Source organism: Mycobacterium sp. RTGN4, assembly GCF_033804635.1.
Lineage (GTDB): Bacteria > Actinomycetota > Actinomycetes > Mycobacteriales > Mycobacteriaceae > Mycobacterium.
Genome location: NZ_JAPZLB010000003.1, coordinates 343604 through 360860, shown reverse-complemented (window position 1 = coordinate 360860; position 17257 = coordinate 343604). Strand labels below are relative to the sequence as shown.

The window sequence follows — 17257 nt, the reverse complement described above, 5'->3', positions numbered from 1 at the left end:
GGTTTCGGCGAAACCAGGCGGCTAGGCCAAGGCCTTCTTGAGGTGATCGGCGATGGTGCCGAGGTACTCCTCGCTGGTCTCCCACGGCTGATCGTGGCCGATCAGGATGGCGAGATCCTTGGTCATGTGGCCACCCTCGACGGTGCCGATCACGACCTCTTCGAGCGTCTCGGCGAACTCGATCACCGCAGGCGTGTCGTCGAGCTTGCCGCGGTGCGCCAGCCCGCGCGTCCACGCGAAGATCGAGGCGATCGGATTGGTCGACGTCGGCTTGCCGGCCTGGTGCTGGCGGTAGTGCCGGGTGACGGTGCCGTGCGCGGCCTCGGCTTCGACGGTCTGCCCGTCTGGCGTCATCAGCACCGAGGTCATCAGCCCTAGCGAGCCGTAACCCTGTGCGACGGTGTCGGATTGGACGTCCCCGTCGTAGTTCTTACAGGCCCAGACGTAGCCGCCCTCCCACTTCAGGCAGGACGCCACCATGTCGTCGATCAGGCGATGTTCGTAGGTCAGCCCCTTGGCGTCGAAGTCTTCTTTGAACTCCTCGTCGAAGATGCGCTGGAACTCGTCCTTGAACATCCCGTCGTAGCCCTTGAGGATGGTGTTCTTCGTCGACAGGTAGACCGGGTAATTCTGTTGCAGCCCATAGGATAACGACGCACGGGCGAAGTCCTGGATCGACTTCTTGAAGTTGTACATGCCCATGATGACGCCGCCGTCTTCGGGGATCTGCACCACGTCGTGCACCATCGGCTCGCTGCCGTCGTCCGGGGTGAACGTCACGGTGAAGGTGCCCGGCCTGTCGACCTTGGTGTTGAAGGCGCGGTACTGGTCGCCGAAGGCGTGGCGGCCGATGATGATGGGCTTGGTCCAACCCGGGACCAGGCGCGGCACGTTTTCGATGACGATGGGAGCGCGGAAGATGGTGCCGCCCAGTATGTTACGAATGGTCCCGTTGGGAGACAGCCACATCTCCTTGAGTCCGAACTCCTTGACCCGCGCTTCGTCGGGAGTGATGGTCGCGCACTTGACGCCGACGTGGTGCTTCTTGATGGCCTCGGCGGCATCCACGGTGACCTGGTCGTCGGTCTCGTCGCGGTGCTCCATGCCGAGGTCGTAGTAGTCCAGGTTCACGTCGAGGTGCGGCAGGATCAGGGTCTCCTTGATGAGCCTCCAGATGATGCGCGTCATCTCGTCACCGTCGAGCTCGACTACCGTGCCTTCGACCTTGATTTTGGACATACGGCCACGTTACAAGGGCCCACGCTCGCCGAAAGGCCTCAGCCCCGCGCGCCCTCCAGCGTCGCGTTGAAGGTCTTGCTCGGCCGCATCACCGCCGTCACCTTTTCGGGGTCCGGGTAGTAGTAGCCGCCGATGTCGACGGAATCGCCCTGCACCTCGTTGAGCTCGGCCACGATGGTGTCCTCTTGCTCGGCCAGCGTCTTGGCCAGTGGTGCGAAGTGTTCGGCGAGCTCCTTGTCCTCGCTCTGGGCGGCGAGTTCGGCCGCCCAGTACATGGCGAGGTAGAACTGGCTGCCGCGGTTGTCGAGCTCACCCGTCTTACGCGACGGATTCTTGTTGTTGTCCAACAACTTTCCCGTCGCCAAATCGAGCGTCTTGGCAAGCAACGTGGCCCGCTTGTCACCGGTCTTGTTGCCCAGATCCTCGAGGCTGGCACCCAACGCGAGAAACTCTCCGAGCGAATCCCAACGCAGGTGGTTCTCCTCGACCAGCTGACTGACGTGCTTGGGTGCCGACCCGCCCGCGCCCGTTTCGTACAGGCCGCCGCCTGCCATCAGCGGCACGATGGACAGCATCTTCGCGCTGGTGCCCAACTCCAGGATGGGGAACAGGTCGGTCAGGTAGTCGCGCAGGATGTTGCCGGTGGCGGCGATGGTGTCCTGCCCGCGCATCGCGCGCTCGATGGTGTGCCGCATGGCCCGTTCCTGCGACCTGATGGAGATATCGAGGCCCTCGGTGTCGTGATCGGCGAGGTACGTGTTCACCTTCGTCCGCAACTCGTTCTCGTGCGGACGCCACACGTCCAGCCAGAACACCACCGGCATACCGGAGTTGCGTGCCCTGGTGACGGCCAGCTTCACCCAGTCGCGGATCGGTGCGTCCTTGACGACCGGCATACGCCAGATGTCGCCTTCCTCCACGTTCTGCGTCAACAACACCTCATCGGTGGCGTTGTCGACGATGTTGGCGATGCCGTCCTCAGAAATCTCGAAGGTCTTGTCGTGGCTGCCGTACTCCTCGGCCTGCTGCGCCATCAGGCCGACGTTGGGGACGGTGCCCATCGTCGTCGGGTCGAACTGACCGTGCGTCTTACAGAAGTTGATGATCTCCTGGTAGATGCGGGAGAACGTGGACTCGGGGTTGACGGCCTTGGTGTCCTTGGTCCGTCCGTCGGCGCCGTACATCTTGCCGCCCAGGCGGATCATCGCGGGCATCGAAGCATCCACGATGACGTCACTGGGTGAGTGAAAGTTGGAGATGCCCTTGGCCGAATCCACCATGGCCAGCTCGGGCCGGTGCTCGTGGCAGGCGTGCAGGTCGCGGACGATCTCCTCGTGTTGCGAGGCGGGCAGCGACTCGATCTTGTCGTAGAGATCGGACAGCCCGTTGTTGACGTTGACGCCCAACTCGTCGAACAGCTTCTGGTGCTTGGCGAACGCGTCCTTGTAGAAGACCTTCACCGCGTGGCCGAAGACGATGGGGTGACTCACCTTCATCATCGTCGCCTTGACGTGCAGCGAGAACATCACGCCGGTCTTGTACGCGTCCTCCATCTGCTCTTCGTAGAACTCGACGAGGGCCTTCTTGCTCATGAACATGCTGTCGATGATGTCGCCGTCGTCCAGCTTCACCTCGGGCTTGAGCACGATCGTCTCGCCACTCTTGGTGATGAGCTCCATCCGCACCGTGCGCGCACGGTCCAGCGTCAGCGACTTCTCCCCGTGGTAGAAGTCGCCGTGGTTCATGGTCGCCACGTGGGTGCGCGACGCTTGCGACCACGGGCTCATGCTGTGCGGGTGCTTCTTCGCGTACTCCTTGACCGCCTTGGGGGCACGGCGGTCCGAGTTGCCTTCGCGCAGTACCGGATTCACCGCGCTACCAAGGCATGAGCCGTAGCGCTCCTTGATCGCCCGCTCCTCGTCGGTCTTCGGCTCTCCCGGGTAGTCGGGAAGGTCGTAGCCCTTGGCCTTCAACTCCTTGATGGCCGCCAGCAGCTGAGGCACCGAGGCGCTGATGTTCGGCAGCTTGATGATGTTGGTCTCGGGCAGCTGGGTGAGCTCACCGAGCGCGGCGAGGTTGTCCGGCACGCGCTGCTCGTCGGTCAAGTAGTCGGAGAACTCGGCCAGAATGCGTGCCGCCACGGAGATGTCGCTGGTCTTGACGTCAATGCCCGCGGCGTCGGCGAAGGCGCGTATCACCGGAAGGAAGGCGTACGTCGCGAGCAGTGGCGCCTCGTCGGTAAGGGTGTAGATGATGGTCGGCTGCTCGGCGCTCATATGTAGTTCTCCCGGCGGTCGGTCGGATTTTCAAGGAGTTCTGTGGTGCAAGGCGGCTATCGGTATTGCGACAGTTACGACGCTACTTGTAAGGCCCGAGTCAAGTACCGGGCACCTCCACGAGGTCGAACGGCCGCGTCCTGCTACGCCGTGCCGATCCCCTCTTGCAAGAGCCCGTGAGTCTGCCTTGCGGGCCAGACTACAAGGGCCGCTGCGCTCGCGACGGGCCAGCTTCGGCGACCCACGATTGCCCATTACGTCCGCGCAAGATGGGGGTGAATACCCGCTGCCCCGGCGCAGGCGAAACAACCCAGTAGCAGCCGATCAGCGGTGTGCGCTACGCTTCGAAGCGGTCATGAGTGCCAGCGTCAAGCCCCGGCTCGCTGGCCGGCAACCCTCCAACCGCGGTGGGGTGCCCCGGGTGATTGACCAGGTTGAGTAGCCGTCACCGGCTACACGGCAAGCGCGGGCCCGCCATGACGGGCCCCCAGAGTAGACAGGGAAACCTGATGCGGAGGCCCACGTTGTGCATTTGTTGATGAACCATCCCCAAACCTGATTCGTGCCCCCTTGGGCACCCCATTCTCATTTCCAGGAGAACCATCCATGAGCACCGATGACCCGAGCGCCGACTGGGCGTTCGAGACCAAGCAAGTTCACGCAGGCCAGACTCCCGACATCGCGACCAACGCGCGGGCCCTGCCCATCTACCAGACCACGTCGTACGTGTTCGACAACACCGAGCACGCCGCGGCCCTCTTCGGCCTCGCCGAGCCAGGCAACATCTACACCCGCATCATGAACCCGACCCAGGACGTGGTCGAGCAGCGCATTGCGGCCCTCGAGGGTGGCGTGGCCGCGCTCTTCCTGGCGTCCGGCCAGGCCGCCGAGACGTTCGCGATCCTCAACCTGGCCAATGCGGGCGATCACATCGTGTCGAGCCCGCGGCTATACGGCGGAACATACAACCTGTTCCACTACACACTCCCCAAGCTCGGCATCGAGGTCAGCTTCGTCGACGATCCCGACGACCTGGACTCCTGGCGGGCCGCGGTTGCGCCGAACACCAAGGCGTTCTTCGCCGAGACCATCTCCAACCCGCAGATCGACATCCTCGACATTCCCGGCGTCTCCTCCGTGGCGCACGAAAACGGGGTACCGCTGATCGTCGACAACACGATCGCAACGCCGTACCTGATCCAGCCGATCAGCCACGGCGCCGACATCGTCGTCCACTCCGCCACCAAGTACCTCGGCGGACACGGCACCGCGATCGCGGGCGTCATCGTCGACGGCGGCAACTTCGACTGGACGAATGGACGCTTCCCCGGATTTACCGAGCCCGACCCGAGTTACCACGGGGTGGTGTTCGCCGAACTCGGGCCGCCCGCGTACGCGCTGAAGGCCCGGGTTCAGCTGCTGCGCGATCTCGGTTCGGCGGCCGCGCCCTTCAACGCCTTCCTCGTCGCACAGGGCCTTGAGACGCTGAGCCTGCGCGTCGAGCGCCACGTGTCGAACGCGCAGAAGGTCGCCGAATTCCTCAGCGGCCGTGACGAAGTCGTGTCGGTCAACTACGCCGGCCTGCCGTCGTCGCCGTGGTACGAGCTCGGCAAGAAGCTGGCGCCCAAGGGCACTGGCGCCGTGCTGGCCTTCGAGTTGGCTGGCGGCATCGACGCAGGAAAGGCCTTCGTCAACGCGCTGACGCTGCACAGCCACGTCGCCAACATCGGGGACGTCCGGTCGCTGGTGATCCATCCGGCGTCGACGACGCACGCGCAGCTCTCCCCCGAGGAGCAGCTGGCTACTGGCGTGACGCCCGGTCTGGTCCGGCTCGCCGTCGGCATCGAGGGCATCGGCGACATTCTCGCCGACCTCGAGCAGGGCTTCGCCGCGGCGAAGCCGTTCGCCGCGGTGTCCCAGCCGGCGGTGTCCGTGTGAGTACGGCAAAGTGACGACCTTGGAGAGCCCTACCACCACGAATCTGCCCGCCGAAGGCGAGCTCGGCGTGGTGAACATCGGCTCACTCACACTCGAAAACGGCACTGTCCTTGACGATGTGGTCATCGCGGTACAGCGGTGGGGCGATCTCTCGCCGGCCCGCGACAACGTCGTCGTCGTGCTGCATGCGCTGACCGGCGACTCGCACATCACCGGGCCGGCGGGCCCCGATCACCCGACCCCCGGGTGGTGGGACGGCGTGGCCGGACCGGGCGCCCCCATCGATACCGACCACTGGTGCGCCATCTCCACCAACGTGCTTGGCGGTTGCCGCGGCTCGACCGGACCGAGTTCCTTGGCTCCAGACGGAAAGCCTTGGGGATCAAGGTTTCCAGCGATCACCGTGCGCGATCAGGTCTCCGCCGACCTGGCCGCACTCAAGGAGTTGGGCATCACCCAGGTCGCCGCGGTGGTCGGCGGCTCCATGGGCGGCGCGCGTGCCCTGGAATGGATCGTCGGACACCCCGACACCGTCCGTGCGGCACTGGTGCTCGCCGTCGGGGCGCGGGCGACGGCCGACCAGATCGGCACGCAGAGCACGCAGGTCTCCGCCATCAAGGCCGACCCGGATTGGCAGGGCGGCGACTACTACGACAGCGGACGGGCGCCTCGGATCGGCATGGAACTCGCGCGCCGGTTCGCGCACCTCACCTACCGCGGCGAGGAGGAACTCGACGACCGGTTCGGCAACGACGCGCAGGGTGACGAGCAGCCGACGAACGGTGGTCGCTACGCGGTACAGAGTTATCTCGAACACCAGGGCGACAAGCTCGCTGGCCGGTTCGACGCGGGCACGTACGTCGTGCTGACCGACGCGTTGAGTAGCCATGACGTCGGGCGCGGGCGCGGCGGCGTGCCTGCGGCGTTGGCCGGTTGCACGGTGCCGGTGGTCGTCGGAGGCATCACGTCCGACCGGCTCTACCCGCTGCGTCTGCAGGAGGAGTTGGCCGCGCTGCTGCCGACGTGTCCCGAACTCAACGTCGTCGACTCCGGCTACGGCCACGACGGTTTCCTCGTCGAGACCGAGGCGGTTGGCAAGCTCATCCGGCAGACGCTCGAGCTGGCGTTGCGGTGAGCGGCGCGCGGTCCCCGCAACGACAGCGGTCCCTGTCCTTTGGCGAGGAGGCGGCGGCCTACGAGCGCGGCAGACCGTCCTACCCGCCGGAGGCGATCGACTGGTTGCTGCCCAATGGCGCCCGCGACGTGCTCGACCTCGGCGCGGGCACCGGGAAATTGACCATTCGGCTGGTCGAGCGCGGGCTGACCGTTTTCGCGGTTGATCCGATCCCCGAAATGCTCGAGGTGCTGAGTGGCTCGCTGCCCGACACGCCCGCGCTGCTCGGTACCGCCGAGGAAATCCCGTTGCCGGACAACAGCGTCGACTCGGTGCTGGTTGCGCAGGCCTGGCACTGGTTCGACCTGGAGCGCGCCGTCGCCGAGGTGGCTCGCGTGCTGCGGCCCGGCGGTCGGCTGGGCTTGGTGTGGAACACCCGCGACGAGCGGCTCGGCTGGGTCAAGGATCTCGGTCGCATCGTCGGCCATGAGGACGACCCGTTCAACCAGCAGGTGACGCTGCCCGCCCCGTTCACCGACGTCGAGCGTCACCAGGTCGAATGGACGAGTTACCTTACGCCGCAAGCACTCATCGACCTGGTGGCATCGCGCAGCTACTGCATCACCTCGCCGACGGAAGTGCGAACCCGCACGCTCGCCCAAGTCCGCGAACTGCTCGCTACGCATCCCGCGCTCGTCAACACCACTGGATTAGCCTTGCCCTACGTGACGGTGGGCGTCCGAGCCACGCTGGCTTAGTCCTCCCGCCGAACGTGGGTTACCGCTACGCCAGAGCGGCGGTGTGGCGACGGACATAATGGCTAAAATGGCCATTTCGGCTATTATGGACGTATGTCTACGCTCAGCTTCCGCAACAGCGAGGGCGAACTGGTCGACGTGCCGACCGTCGCCGCCACGCGGTTCAAGAACGAGTTCGGCGCGATGTTCGAACAAGCCGCACTTGGTGGCGCCGTCGCGATCACCAAGCACAACACGCCCAAGGCCGTCCTGCTGTCGTACGCCGAGTTCGAGGCACTCACGCGGGCCAGTTCACCCGTGCTCGACGAGTTGACCGAAGAGTTCGACGCGCTGCTGCAAAGCATGCAGACGACGCGCGCCAAGGCAGGCGTGGCCGCTGCGTTCGACGCCGCTCCCGAGGAATTGGGCCGTGCCGCAGTCAAGGCCGCCCGCCCCCGGCGCCGCTGACCTGCCCGTGGTTCGCAACGCGCCGCCCCGCATCTACGTCCTGGCCGGGGTCAATGGTGCAGGCAAGAGCAGCATCGGCGGTGCGATGATCCGCGCGTCGGGCAGTAACTACTACAACCCCGACGAAGCGGCCCGGTCGTTGATTGCCGCCAACCCCGGCCTCGAACAGACCAAGGCGAACGCGGCAGCGTGGCGACAGGGCAAACGGCTGCTGGAACGGGCCGTCGCCGAACGCCTCGACTTCGCGTTCGAGACCACACTCGGAGGCGGCACCATGACGCGCGTCCTGGCCGAAGCGGCGGCTGCTGGGTTCGAGGTGCGCATCTTCTACGTCGGGCTGGCCAGCCCCGAGCTACACATCGAGCGGGTGCATAGCCGAGTGAGCGCAGGCGGTCACGACATCCCGGAGGCCGACATCCGACGGCGGTGGCGGCACAGCAGGATGAATTTGGTGCGGCTGCTCCCGGTACTCACGGAGTTGCGCGTCTACGACAACTCGGCACCGGCCGACCCCGCCGCAGGCAAGGCGCCGCGACCCGTGCTCGTGCTGCACGTCGATCACGGCGAAATCGTCGGGCCGCCCGAGCTCGGAGAAACCCCCACCTGGGCGCGGCCAATCGTCGCAGCGGCACTCAAACTGAGCTAGCGGCTCCGAACCAACGCTCAAGCGCGGCAGCCAGATTCGACTGATCCGCAGCGTCGAATCCCTCCGATGCCCATGCCACGTAGCCGTCGGGCCGCAACAGCACGGCGGCCAGCGGCGAGCCCGAGATGGCGGCGATGACGACGTCGACGCGGTCCGCCCAGCCCGCGGCGACTGACGCGGCCGCCCCGTCGCGAAGGTCGAGCAGGATGGGACGGGCGTCGTGCAGTATCTCGGCCACCCGTCGGCCGTCGTCGAACACCAGCTCTGGGACGAGCCGACCGGACAGCGGATGCGCGTCACCGACGTCGTACCGCACGTCCGAGCCAGCCAGCAGGTGCGCCATGTGGTCGCGGACCTCCGGCTTGTCGAGCAGCTCACCGAAAAGTGTTCGCAGCGCACCGACTTCCGGCCCCGGCGCCATCAACGCCTGCTGCGCCAGCGACTGCATCATCACGCGCTCGCCGACGGGGCGGCGCTCGGACTCGTAGGTGTCGAGTAGTCCGGCGGGCGCCCAACCCCCAAGCTCGGCCGCAAGCTTCCAACCCAGGTTGACCGTGTCCTGCAGCCCGAGGTTGAGGCCTGGCCCACCCATCGGAGAATGCACGTGAGCGGCGTCGCCGAGCAGCAACACGTTGCCCGAGCGGTAGGTCTCGGCCAGTCGCGTATTGATTCCGTCCATTCGGCGCATGGCGTGCGGACCAGGCCCCCGCGGCGGCTCGAACGGGACATCCACGCCGAGCACGCGTTTGGTGCTCGCCCGAAGGTCGGCAAGAGACATCGGAGGGGCGTCTGGTGCGAGCCGCCCAGCTTCAGTGATGGCGAACATCGTCCGCACGCCGGGAACCTGGAAGAAGACGTAGCCGCCGCCACGATCGAGCCGCTGGTGCCCGGGCCGTAGCTTGCCAAACCCCGGCAGCACGTATTCGCCCTCTGCGGAACGCAATTCGTCGGGAAGATGGACGTCCGCGATCCTGGTAACCGAGTCCGAGGTGCTGCCGGGGAAGTCGATGCCAACGGACTTCCGGACGACGCTGCGCCCGCCGTCGGCGCCGACCAGGTACCTGGCCTCCATCTCGTAGCTTCGTCCGGGTGTGCGCACGGCCACGGTGACACCGTCCGTGGTCTGCTCCAAGCCGGTGAACTCGTGACTCCACCGGACGTCGACGCCCAGATCGCGAGCCCGCTTCTCCAGCAGCCGAACCAATCTCGGCTGCTGCAGGTGTAGTGCGTACATGGGGTTGTCGGCGACGTCCTGGAAGTTGGCCGTCAGGCCCGCGAACATCCACCCGTATACCGGTGCGGGCGGACCCTCGGCACCGCCGAAGGCGTGGTACAGCCCGCGCATGTCGAGCAGCCGGATCACCTGTCCAACAAGCCCGTTGGCCTTTGGATCGGAGGTCGGGCCCGGCTCCCAGTCGAGGACGACCGGGCTGACGCCGGCCAGCGCGAGCTCACAGGCCAGCATCAGCCCGTTGGGGCCGGCCCCTGCGATGACGACGTGCTCAGGCATTGCTGCTCCCCTTGCTCGGCGCTGGCAGGCCGGCCGCTACGTCGGCCAGGCCCTGGCGAAGAAACATCGTGATGGGTCGCGGCGGATCAGCCGTCGCGTAGGCATCCGTCGCGGTCTCCACGACGGCCCGCATGACGGCGGCCGCCAGGCGTGGATACATGTCCACCGCGGGGTTGGTGCCGGTACGCTCGGCTATTGCGTCCACCCAATCGTCGAAGAGTTCGTTCGATAACGCGGCCCGAATTCCCGGCGCTAGCAACAGCTTCTGGAGTTCGATCAGTTGCCCGCGGGTGGGCGTGTGCGCGGTCGCCCCGTCTTCCTCAAGCGGGTCGAGCAGGGCGTCGGTGATCGCCTCCCACAATGGCTGGTCGGCGGGTCGCGTGCGAAGTAGTGCGATGCCCTGGCGAATCCGGTCGACCTGTCGATAGGCGATGGCCTCGTACTTGCCTGCGAAGTAGTTGGTGAAGGTGCGAAGCGAAACACCTGCGCGGTTGGCGATGCCCTCACGCGTGACGTTGTCGAGGCCCACCTCGAACGCCAGATATAGCGCCGCGTCGCTCAGCGCCCTGCGGGTATCGGCCTTCTTGCGCTCTCGGAGCCCGAGTCCACGTACTTCGGTCACGGCACCAAGGTAGCCGACAATTGCCCACTGGGCAATATTGCCCTTCGTGCAAATTTTATCGCAGCGTCACGGATGCTGCTCGGCGGCCTTGCGCGCCTCGCGGGCCTCGTGAATGCGCACGAGTTCACGGAAGCCGAGCCGATGGTATTTCGGTATGGGCTGGATGCCCCACACGTCCTGCGCGGTGTCCTTGCCCTCCGCCCCCTCCGGCGGTCCCAGCGGCGGGTAGGGGTACTTGCACTCCAGGTTGTCGTCGGAGTACCTGACCTTCAATAGCTCGCTGCAGATCTGGGTGAGGCTCAAGGTTGGGTAGCCGTAGTAGATCGCCATGAACGGCAGCGTGAACGCGCCCTCGAGGACGAGCGCGACGAGGCACACCAAGACTGCACGTTTGATCCACTTGTGCATGTTGGCGTAGTACGGGGTGGTGCCCGGCGGCAATTCGTCCGCGGGATCCCTTTCCTCGGTGGGCGACGGGGTGGTCACAGTCGTGCTCCTTCAGTGTCGTTCAGTCGGAGAAGATTTCGCGGTTGACCGTGTGGAGATACGGGATCGCGAGGAACGGGGTGATGTAGAAGATGTCGTAGAGCCACCAGCCGATGACCGGGAAGACCACGCCCGCATATCGCACGTCGGCGAACATCGTCATGTTGAAGATGTAGGCGCTCCAGATCACCACCCCCATCCAGCAGGTGACGATCAGCCACTGATGGCCCCACCGCTTCATCTGCAGGAAGCCGATCGCCGCCGCGACCCGCATCGCGAACACGGTGAGGATCAGTCCGCCCACGTAGGCCTTCTCGCCGGGGCCAGCCGCGCCGCCGATCCACAGTTCGTTGTAATGCCAGAAGTAGCCCGCGTCGAACATGTTGCCCCAACCGACCATGAGCACCCGATTGATCAGGGTGTGGTTGGCGACCAGGTCCAACGCCCAGCCGAGGCTGTTCAGCATTCCGTCGATCAGGACCAGATAACCGATCAGGGTGACGATCATCGGCCGAACCGACAGCCCGCTGCGCAAGGCCTGCCGTTGCAACCAGACTCCGCGCATGAAGATGGGGAAGCCGATGATCCCGGGCGCCCACATGCCCATCAGTGCGGCGCCGACGATCATCCACTTGTCGGCCCGCCGCTGAGCGAGATGGGATTCGTCGTGATGCTCGTCTAGACCGACTGGCGAGGCAACCACGGCGCCGCCCCACTTCCGTCAGCCGAATAGCGGCCCAGCACAGGCCGCTTCACAAGTCCCACCAGCCTCGCGCGAACGACATGTACAGCTGGATACCGAACATCGTCAACAGATAGCCGTAGATGGCGATCTGGAAGACGATCAAGGCCCGCTTGCGCTTCTTCTCCTTCTGATCCACGTCGAATGGCTCCTTCCTAGTGGGCTGGCGCGTTCGGATGGTCAGAGACGAGCAGGCTGGCCGCCGCGACTTCGCGGAGGCCGTCCGAGATCGCCCCGTCGGTGCTCAGTGGCGCGAGGATGCACGCGTCGGCGGCTTCGAGTTCGCTTGCGCCCGCGGCGATCAGCTGGGCGGACGTGACCAGCACGCGAGTGGACGGCGGCTCGAAGTGGAAGGCTTCGTCCGCCGTGCGAACGGCGACGGCACAGCGCACCAGTCGCCGGGCCACGGCCAGCTCCACTCCGGACTCGGCGACGATCACCTCGGCCTCGCGGTCGGGCGGCAGATAACGCATCGGCAGCGTAACGAACCGCTGCCGGAACGACGGCTTGAGCTCCTTCAGTGAGCTGCGGTAGGCCGGGTTGTACGAACACACCAGCATGAATTCCGTTGGCGCCCGCACGACTTCATCTGCTCGATCGAGGTACAGCGTGCGGCGGTGGTCGGTGAGCGAATGCAGAACCGCGAGCGAGTCGTGACGGGCCTCCACGACCTCGTCGAGATAGCAGATCGCGCCGGCCTTGACGGCCTTGGTCAGCGGGCCGTCGACCCAAACGACGTCACCACCAGTCACCATGAAGCGTCCGACGAGATCCGAACTCGTCAGGTCGTCGTGGCAGCTGATGGTGACGACGGGCCTGCCTAGCAGCGCACCCATGTGCTCGACGAATCGGGTCTTACCGCATCCCGTTGGGCCGGTGAGCATTACGGGCAGCTTGCGGCCGAAGGATTGCTCGAAGAGCCGGACTTCGTTGCCGTTGGAATAGTAGGTGTCCATCGTCGGTGTCGTTCCCGTCATGCGTCCACCAACTCACGGTGGACGTGGGCCAGTACGCGGGGAAGGTCCTCCACGCGTCGAATGCGTTGGGACCGGCGGGGTCCGAAGACCTCCGGCAATGGGTCGACCCGGGTCGGACCCACGCCGACGTAGTACAGCGATACCCCGGCGTCGTTGGCTTCCTCGACGGCATGAGCGGCATCGGCCCACGCGTAACGGCCCTCGTAACCCTCGTCGGAGATCAAGCCGTCGCCGATGACGATTAGCAATCGCCGCTCTGACGGCTGCGCCAGCAGCCGGCTGGTCAGGTGACGGATGGGCGCACCAAGTCGGGTGTACCCGCCGGTCGCAAGGCCAAGCCCACTCGGCGGCACGAACCGTCTGTCGCGAAAGTCCTTGAGGCAGCGCACTTCAACGCGGTGCCGTGTATTGCCGGTGAAGACGAAGATGCCGTGCCGCTCCCTGGCGTGCGTCATCGCCCGGGACAGCGCGTCGGCGCAGGCCAGTTCGAGCTTGAAGACCCGACCCCCGTGGACCCCCAACGACGAGCTTCCGTCGAGCAGCAGCGCCGTGCTGACGTCACGACTACTCGGTAGCAGGTTGCGGAACACCCGTGGTTCGGCCGCCTCCCCCGTCCTCACGTCGAGGTGATGGCGCACGTACTGGTCGACGTCGAGATCGGAGCCGTCCTCCTGGCGGGTGGTCATCGCGCGGTGAGTGGGCTCCTCGAACCACTTTCGGAGCTCGGCCGACGTGGTCACCGCGTCGCCGACGCGGGCGTCCCTGGCCCGCTCGAGCACGGCGACGTGGTCGGGCAGGAAGCGCTTCGTCCACGCGTTCCACTCCGGGTACGGAATACCGGGCCGGTGGTCCGGTGTCACGTCGAAGTCGTTGTCCTCCGGCCTGCTTGGCGGAGGAAGGTTTGGGTTGCGCACCCCGCCGTCGCCGCCGACCGGAACCGAGTACGGCCGCGGCATCCGCTTCTGCGTGGTTGTCCATGGCATCCTGCCGAACTGTTGGCGCAGTTTGTCCGCCAACCCGACGGGCGCGGTGTGGGCCGCAGCCAATCGGCCCAGCAGTGGGTGCTCGATGAGCGCCTCGCGCGTCTGGGCAAGTTCGATCGCCCGGTTGATCATCGCGGTGGCGTCCACGTCGCCGTCCGCGACCTCGAGGTCGGGCACCACCCTGCCGAACTCGGGCATCAGGCCTGGCCACTTCGCGGCTGTCCATCCCAGCGCGACGGTCGCTTCCACCATCGTGAGCGCTTGGAGTTCACGACCAGTGAGTTCGTTCAATCGATATTCGGCCAGTCGGTCCTTCGACGGCGAACACTGGAGTGCGATGCCACATGTCAACGTTCGCCGCGTCCAGTCACGTTGTGGGAGCGGATAGGGGACGTAGACGAACGAGCCTGTCGAGTTCAGGCTGAACCCGCGGCGTTGACCGGTCACCAGGCGCACGCCCTCGCGACGCTCTGCGCTGAGCGCGACAGCCGCCAGCGAGCAGCTGCGCTCGACTGCAAGGGCGGTCGCCTCGGTGAGGTCAGCCATCACGGGTGCCCGTCCGACGCGCCGTCGTGTCGATCAGAAGGTGCCGATGTTGGAAAACATCCAGTACCAGAACCAGATGATGAGCCCGGTGCCGCCCCACGCGGCGACGTACCGCAGGATCTCCCAGATGTAATCCATTGCCTGACCTCTTCGTTGACGGGACCTGACGGAGTTCGGGGTGCCTTCACCTGTGGCGTCATGGTCAGTCCTTTGTAACGGATTGACTGACTGGAGTCAATGAACATTCTGCGCTGATCACCAATCACTCAGTCGGAGAACAGTTCTCGATTGACCGTATGGAGATACGGAATCGCAAGGAAGGGCGTGATGTAGAAGATGTCATAGAGCCACCAACCGACAACCGGAAAGACCACGCCCGCGAACCGGACGTCGGCGAACATCGTCATGTTGAATACGTATGCGGTCCAGATCACCACGCCCATCCAGCAGGTGACGATCATCCACTGCTGGCCCCACCGCTTCATCTGCAGAAACCCTATCGCCGCAGCGATTCGCATGGTGAACACCGTGAGGATCAGTCCCACTTCGTAGGCCTTCTCGCCAGGACCTGCCGCGCCGCCGATCCACAGTTCGTTGAAATGCCAGAAGTAGCCGGCGTCGAACATGTTGCCCCACCCGTTCAGCAGCACGCGCGCCAGCAGGGTGTGGTTTCCCACCAGATCGAGCGCCCACCCAACGGTGTTGATGGCAGCGTCGATGATGACGAGGTAGCCGATCAGAGTCACGATCATCGGCCGGACCGAGAGCCCGTTGCGTTGAGCGCGCCGCAACAGCCAGACCCCGCGCAAGAACAGCGGTAGGCCGAAGATGCCAAGGGCCGCAGTGCCAATGAGCAAGCTGCCGGAGATTAGCCACTTATCGGCCTGACGTTGTGCGGCCTGCGATACCTCCATGTGCTCGTCGAGCGATAGTCCGTCGCGACCGAGGTTGCGCGTCGGCAAGTTCATGGCTCCTCCTGGCGGGGTCGGCGCAGTCGCGGCTTCCCACGACGCCCGCCGAACGACTCGTTGGCTGACTATAGTCATCCAAGAAGTGCATCGACAAGCACTACCCGGACCCGCCGCCCGCACCGATCGACAGCCGCCGAGCGGCCCGCCCCGCCTACCGCCCGGGCACCGCCATGCTGCGCAGCGTTCGCTTGACGTGGTCGGTGATCAAGTCGCTTCGCGCCGGGTCGTTCGTGGTGATCGCCAGCGCATAGAGCCCCAGCAGAAAGATGACCGCGCTGCTCATCGAGTTGAGCTCGGGATCGAGGTCTCCGCTTTGCCTGGCGTGCTCGATACGCGTCGCGAGGAGCACGATCAGCGAGTGGTCCTGGCCGCCTTCGGCGGCGGGGCGCGTCTGCGAAAAGTGCAGTGCCAGAAAGTCTTTGAACAGTATCTCGCCGAGTCGACGCTCCAAGTCCAGGACTAGCCGGACGGATTCGTCCAAGGCCGCGGCGAGCTCGTCGTTCGACTCGAGGAACTGGCCGAATTGTTTAGCGATCCGGTCTTCTTCGCGTCGTTCCAACTCGAGCAGGACGTGTTCCTTGGTGGGGAAATGGAAGAAGAAGGTGCCGTGTGCGACCCCGGCGGCGGCCACGATCGACCCCACGTCGGCCTCTGCCATGCCCGATCGCTTGAACTCGGAGATGGCCGCACCCATCAGCCGCGCTCGGGTTTGCAAGCGCTTCGCCTCGCGCGCTGATGGCGCTTTGGCCACCGCCATGTCCGCTCCGCCTCACACTGACTCGACTCATCGAGCAACGCCTGCCCGTTCCACGACAATATCGCCCTGGTGGTTTCTGCGGCGTTAGCTGGTGCCCAGCGGGTCGATGGTCCACGCGATGTAGAGCATGGCCGCGCTGACCGAAGCGGTGGTGGCGAAGTCGATGGTCCTGGACCGGACCACCAGCAAGCCGGCGCGATCGTCGGCCAGGGTCAGCCGCATCGCCGCGGCGATCCCCACACCGATGGCCATCACCAGCGCCCCGCGGCGCCAGTAGCCCGCCACCACCAATCCGAACGCCATGAGGAGCACCACACCCACCGCCAGGATCGGCCACTGGCCCTTGAACACCTTGTGCGCGAATTCTCTTGGCGTCACGCGAGTTTCGCCTCGTCGAGCTCGACCACGTTGGTCAACAGGAACGCCCTCGTCAACGGTCCGACGCCGCCGGGGTTCGGAGACACGTGGCCTGCGACGTCCCACACGCCGGGGTGCACGTCGCCGACGAGCTTTCCGTCAGCGTCGCGGCTCACGCCGACGTCGACCACCGCGGCCCCTCGCTTCACCATGTCGGGCGTCACCATGTGGGGCACCCCCACTGCCGCGACGATGATGTCGGCTTGGCGCGCCAACTCGGGCAAGTTCCGGGTTCCGGTGTGGCACAACGTCACCGTGGCATTCTCCGAGCGGCGGGTGAGCAGCAGCCCGAGGGGCCGGCCCACCGTCACGCCGCGCCCGATCACCACCACGTGTGCGCCCGCGATCTCCACCTCGAACCTGCGCAGCAGGTGCACGATGCCGCGCGGCGTACACGGCAGCGGCGCGGGCTCGTTGAGCACCAGGCGCCCGAGGTTGGTCGGATGTAGACCGTCGGCGTCCTTGGCCGGGTCGACGCGCTCCAGCGCGGCGTTCTCGTCGAGATGCTTCGACAGTGGCAGCTGCACGATGTAACCGGTGCACTCTGGATTCGCGTTGAGCTCGTCGATGGTGTCGTTGAGCTGCGCCTGGCTGATGTCGGCGGGCAGGTCGCGGCGGATCGAGTTGATGCCGACCTTCGCGCAGTCGGCGTGCTTGCCCCGCACGTAGGCCTGCGATCCAGGGTCGTCGCCCACCAGCACCGTGCCAAGGCCGGGCGTCCGCCCTGCGGCGATCAACTTCGCGACGCGCTCCTTGAGGTCGACGAAGATCTCGTCGCGCGTGGCCTTGCCGTCCAAAGTGATCGCTCCCACGACAGCCATTGTGGCA

18 protein-coding genes and 1 riboswitch are annotated in these 17257 nt (G+C 65.7%); of the genes, 5 read left to right on the top strand and 13 right to left on the bottom strand.

Annotation, left to right across the window (positions count from 1 at the left end; translation table 11 throughout):
* Positions 1–21: 21 nt before the first annotated feature.
* Complete coding sequence (locus tag SLQ30_RS08665) at positions 22–1239, bottom strand: NADP-dependent isocitrate dehydrogenase (RefSeq protein WP_319445844.1); 1218 nt, start codon at positions 1237–1239, stop codon at positions 22–24.
* Positions 1240–1277: 38 nt separating this feature from the next.
* Positions 1278–3515 (bottom strand): NADP-dependent isocitrate dehydrogenase, encoded by a 2238-nt coding sequence (locus SLQ30_RS08660; protein ID WP_319445843.1) that lies wholly within the window; start codon positions 3513–3515, stop codon positions 1278–1280.
* A gap of 351 nt (positions 3516–3866) precedes the next feature.
* A riboswitch (SAM riboswitch) is annotated at positions 3867–3987 on the top strand.
* A 134-nt stretch (positions 3988–4121) separates the two neighbouring features.
* Here SLQ30_RS08660 and SLQ30_RS08655 point away from each other — a divergent pair.
* The 5 genes from SLQ30_RS08655 (at position 4122) to SLQ30_RS08635 (ending at position 8418) form a co-directional block, all read left to right on the top strand.
* Positions 4122–5453 (top strand): bifunctional o-acetylhomoserine/o-acetylserine sulfhydrylase, encoded by a 1332-nt coding sequence (locus tag SLQ30_RS08655; RefSeq protein WP_319445842.1) that lies wholly within the window; start codon positions 4122–4124, stop codon positions 5451–5453.
* Positions 5454–5472: 19 nt separating this feature from the next.
* The gene (metX, locus tag SLQ30_RS08650; RefSeq protein ID WP_413467974.1) at positions 5473–6588 is read left to right on the top strand and encodes a homoserine O-acetyltransferase MetX; all 1116 of its coding nucleotides are present in this window, start codon (positions 5473–5475) and stop codon (positions 6586–6588) included.
* A complete protein-coding gene (locus SLQ30_RS08645) occupies positions 6585–7325 on the top strand; it encodes a class I SAM-dependent methyltransferase (RefSeq protein ID WP_319445840.1) in 741 nt (246 codons plus the stop codon). Before metX ends, SLQ30_RS08645 begins: the two co-directional genes overlap by 4 nt.
* A 93-nt stretch (positions 7326–7418) precedes the next feature.
* The gene (locus tag SLQ30_RS08640; RefSeq protein ID WP_319445839.1) at positions 7419–7772 is read left to right on the top strand and encodes a type II toxin-antitoxin system prevent-host-death family antitoxin; all 354 of its coding nucleotides are present in this window, start codon (positions 7419–7421) and stop codon (positions 7770–7772) included.
* Positions 7735–8418: a zeta toxin family protein gene (locus SLQ30_RS08635; RefSeq protein ID WP_319445838.1), complete on the top strand. Its 684-nt coding sequence runs from the start codon at positions 7735–7737 to the stop codon at positions 8416–8418. The genes SLQ30_RS08640 and SLQ30_RS08635 overlap by 38 nt, the downstream gene beginning before the upstream one ends.
* On the opposite strand, the gene SLQ30_RS08630 is transcribed toward SLQ30_RS08635, so the two are convergent.
* The 11 genes from SLQ30_RS08630 to SLQ30_RS08580 all read right to left on the bottom strand — a co-directional run bounded on the left by SLQ30_RS08630 (position 8405) and on the right by SLQ30_RS08580 (position 17241).
* A complete protein-coding gene (locus tag SLQ30_RS08630; protein WP_319445837.1) occupies positions 8405–9928 on the bottom strand; it encodes an FAD-dependent monooxygenase in 1524 nt (507 codons plus the stop codon). The genes SLQ30_RS08635 and SLQ30_RS08630 overlap by 14 nt on opposite strands.
* Positions 9921–10550, bottom strand: coding sequence for a TetR/AcrR family transcriptional regulator (locus SLQ30_RS08625; protein WP_319445836.1), 630 nt, complete (start codon positions 10548–10550; stop codon positions 9921–9923). The genes SLQ30_RS08630 and SLQ30_RS08625 overlap by 8 nt, the downstream gene beginning before the upstream one ends.
* A gap of 66 nt (positions 10551–10616) precedes the next feature.
* The gene (locus SLQ30_RS08620) at positions 10617–11036 is read right to left on the bottom strand and encodes a hypothetical protein (protein WP_319445835.1); all 420 of its coding nucleotides are present in this window, start codon (positions 11034–11036) and stop codon (positions 10617–10619) included.
* Between the two features lie 22 nt (positions 11037–11058).
* A complete protein-coding gene (locus tag SLQ30_RS08615; RefSeq protein ID WP_319446084.1) occupies positions 11059–11664 on the bottom strand; it encodes a hypothetical protein in 606 nt (201 codons plus the stop codon).
* 124 nt (positions 11665–11788) lie between these two features.
* Positions 11789–11917, bottom strand: coding sequence for a hypothetical protein (locus tag SLQ30_RS08610; protein WP_319445834.1), 129 nt, complete (start codon positions 11915–11917; stop codon positions 11789–11791).
* Between the two features lie 16 nt (positions 11918–11933).
* Complete coding sequence (locus SLQ30_RS08605; RefSeq protein WP_319445833.1) at positions 11934–12755, bottom strand: CbbQ/NirQ/NorQ/GpvN family protein; 822 nt, start codon at positions 12753–12755, stop codon at positions 11934–11936.
* Positions 12752–14284 carry a MorD protein gene (locus tag SLQ30_RS08600; RefSeq protein WP_319445832.1) on the bottom strand — a complete coding sequence of 511 codons (1533 nt, stop codon included), beginning with the start codon at positions 14282–14284 and terminating at the stop codon, positions 12752–12754. The genes SLQ30_RS08605 and SLQ30_RS08600 overlap by 4 nt, the downstream gene beginning before the upstream one ends.
* A 266-nt stretch (positions 14285–14550) precedes the next feature.
* Positions 14551–15252 carry a hypothetical protein gene (locus SLQ30_RS08595; RefSeq protein ID WP_319445831.1) on the bottom strand — a complete coding sequence of 234 codons (702 nt, stop codon included), beginning with the start codon at positions 15250–15252 and terminating at the stop codon, positions 14551–14553.
* A 154-nt stretch (positions 15253–15406) separates the two neighbouring features.
* On the bottom strand, positions 15407–16012 hold the full coding sequence (locus SLQ30_RS08590; RefSeq protein ID WP_319445830.1) for a TetR/AcrR family transcriptional regulator: 606 nt from the start codon (positions 16010–16012) through the stop codon (positions 15407–15409).
* 84 nt (positions 16013–16096) lie between these two features.
* The gene (locus SLQ30_RS08585) at positions 16097–16390 is read right to left on the bottom strand and encodes a DUF3017 domain-containing protein (RefSeq protein WP_319445829.1); all 294 of its coding nucleotides are present in this window, start codon (positions 16388–16390) and stop codon (positions 16097–16099) included.
* Positions 16387–17241, bottom strand: a complete 855-nt coding sequence (locus SLQ30_RS08580) for a bifunctional methylenetetrahydrofolate dehydrogenase/methenyltetrahydrofolate cyclohydrolase (RefSeq protein WP_319445828.1) — start codon at positions 17239–17241, stop codon at positions 16387–16389. Before SLQ30_RS08580 ends, SLQ30_RS08585 begins: the two co-directional genes overlap by 4 nt.
* Positions 17242–17257 lie beyond the last annotated feature (16 nt).

Bases quoted from the DNA above. Each gene is read 5' to 3' on its own strand.
- SLQ30_RS08665 (WP_319445844.1), bottom strand. From the start codon at position 1,239: ATGTCCAAAATCAAGGTCGAAGGCACGGTAGTCGAGCTCGACGGTGAC.
- SLQ30_RS08605 (WP_319445833.1), bottom strand. From the start codon at position 12,755: ATGACGGGAACGACACCGACGATGGACACCTACTATTCCAACGGCAAC.
- SLQ30_RS08615 (WP_319446084.1), bottom strand. From the start codon at position 11,664: ATGATCGTCGGCGCCGCACTGATGGGCATGTGGGCGCCCGGGATCATC.
- SLQ30_RS08595 (WP_319445831.1), bottom strand. From the start codon at position 15,252: ATGAACTTGCCGACGCGCAACCTCGGTCGCGACGGACTATCGCTCGAC.
- SLQ30_RS08660 (WP_319445843.1), bottom strand. From the start codon at position 3,515: ATGAGCGCCGAGCAGCCGACCATCATCTACACCCTTACCGACGAGGCG.
- SLQ30_RS08590 (WP_319445830.1), bottom strand. From the start codon at position 16,012: ATGGCGGTGGCCAAAGCGCCATCAGCGCGCGAGGCGAAGCGCTTGCAA.
- SLQ30_RS08655 (WP_319445842.1), top strand. From the start codon at position 4,122: ATGAGCACCGATGACCCGAGCGCCGACTGGGCGTTCGAGACCAAGCAA.
- SLQ30_RS08600 (WP_319445832.1), bottom strand. From the start codon at position 14,284: ATGGCTGACCTCACCGAGGCGACCGCCCTTGCAGTCGAGCGCAGCTGC.
- SLQ30_RS08640 (WP_319445839.1), top strand. From the start codon at position 7,419: ATGTCTACGCTCAGCTTCCGCAACAGCGAGGGCGAACTGGTCGACGTG.
- SLQ30_RS08630 (WP_319445837.1), bottom strand. From the start codon at position 9,928: ATGCCTGAGCACGTCGTCATCGCAGGGGCCGGCCCCAACGGGCTGATG.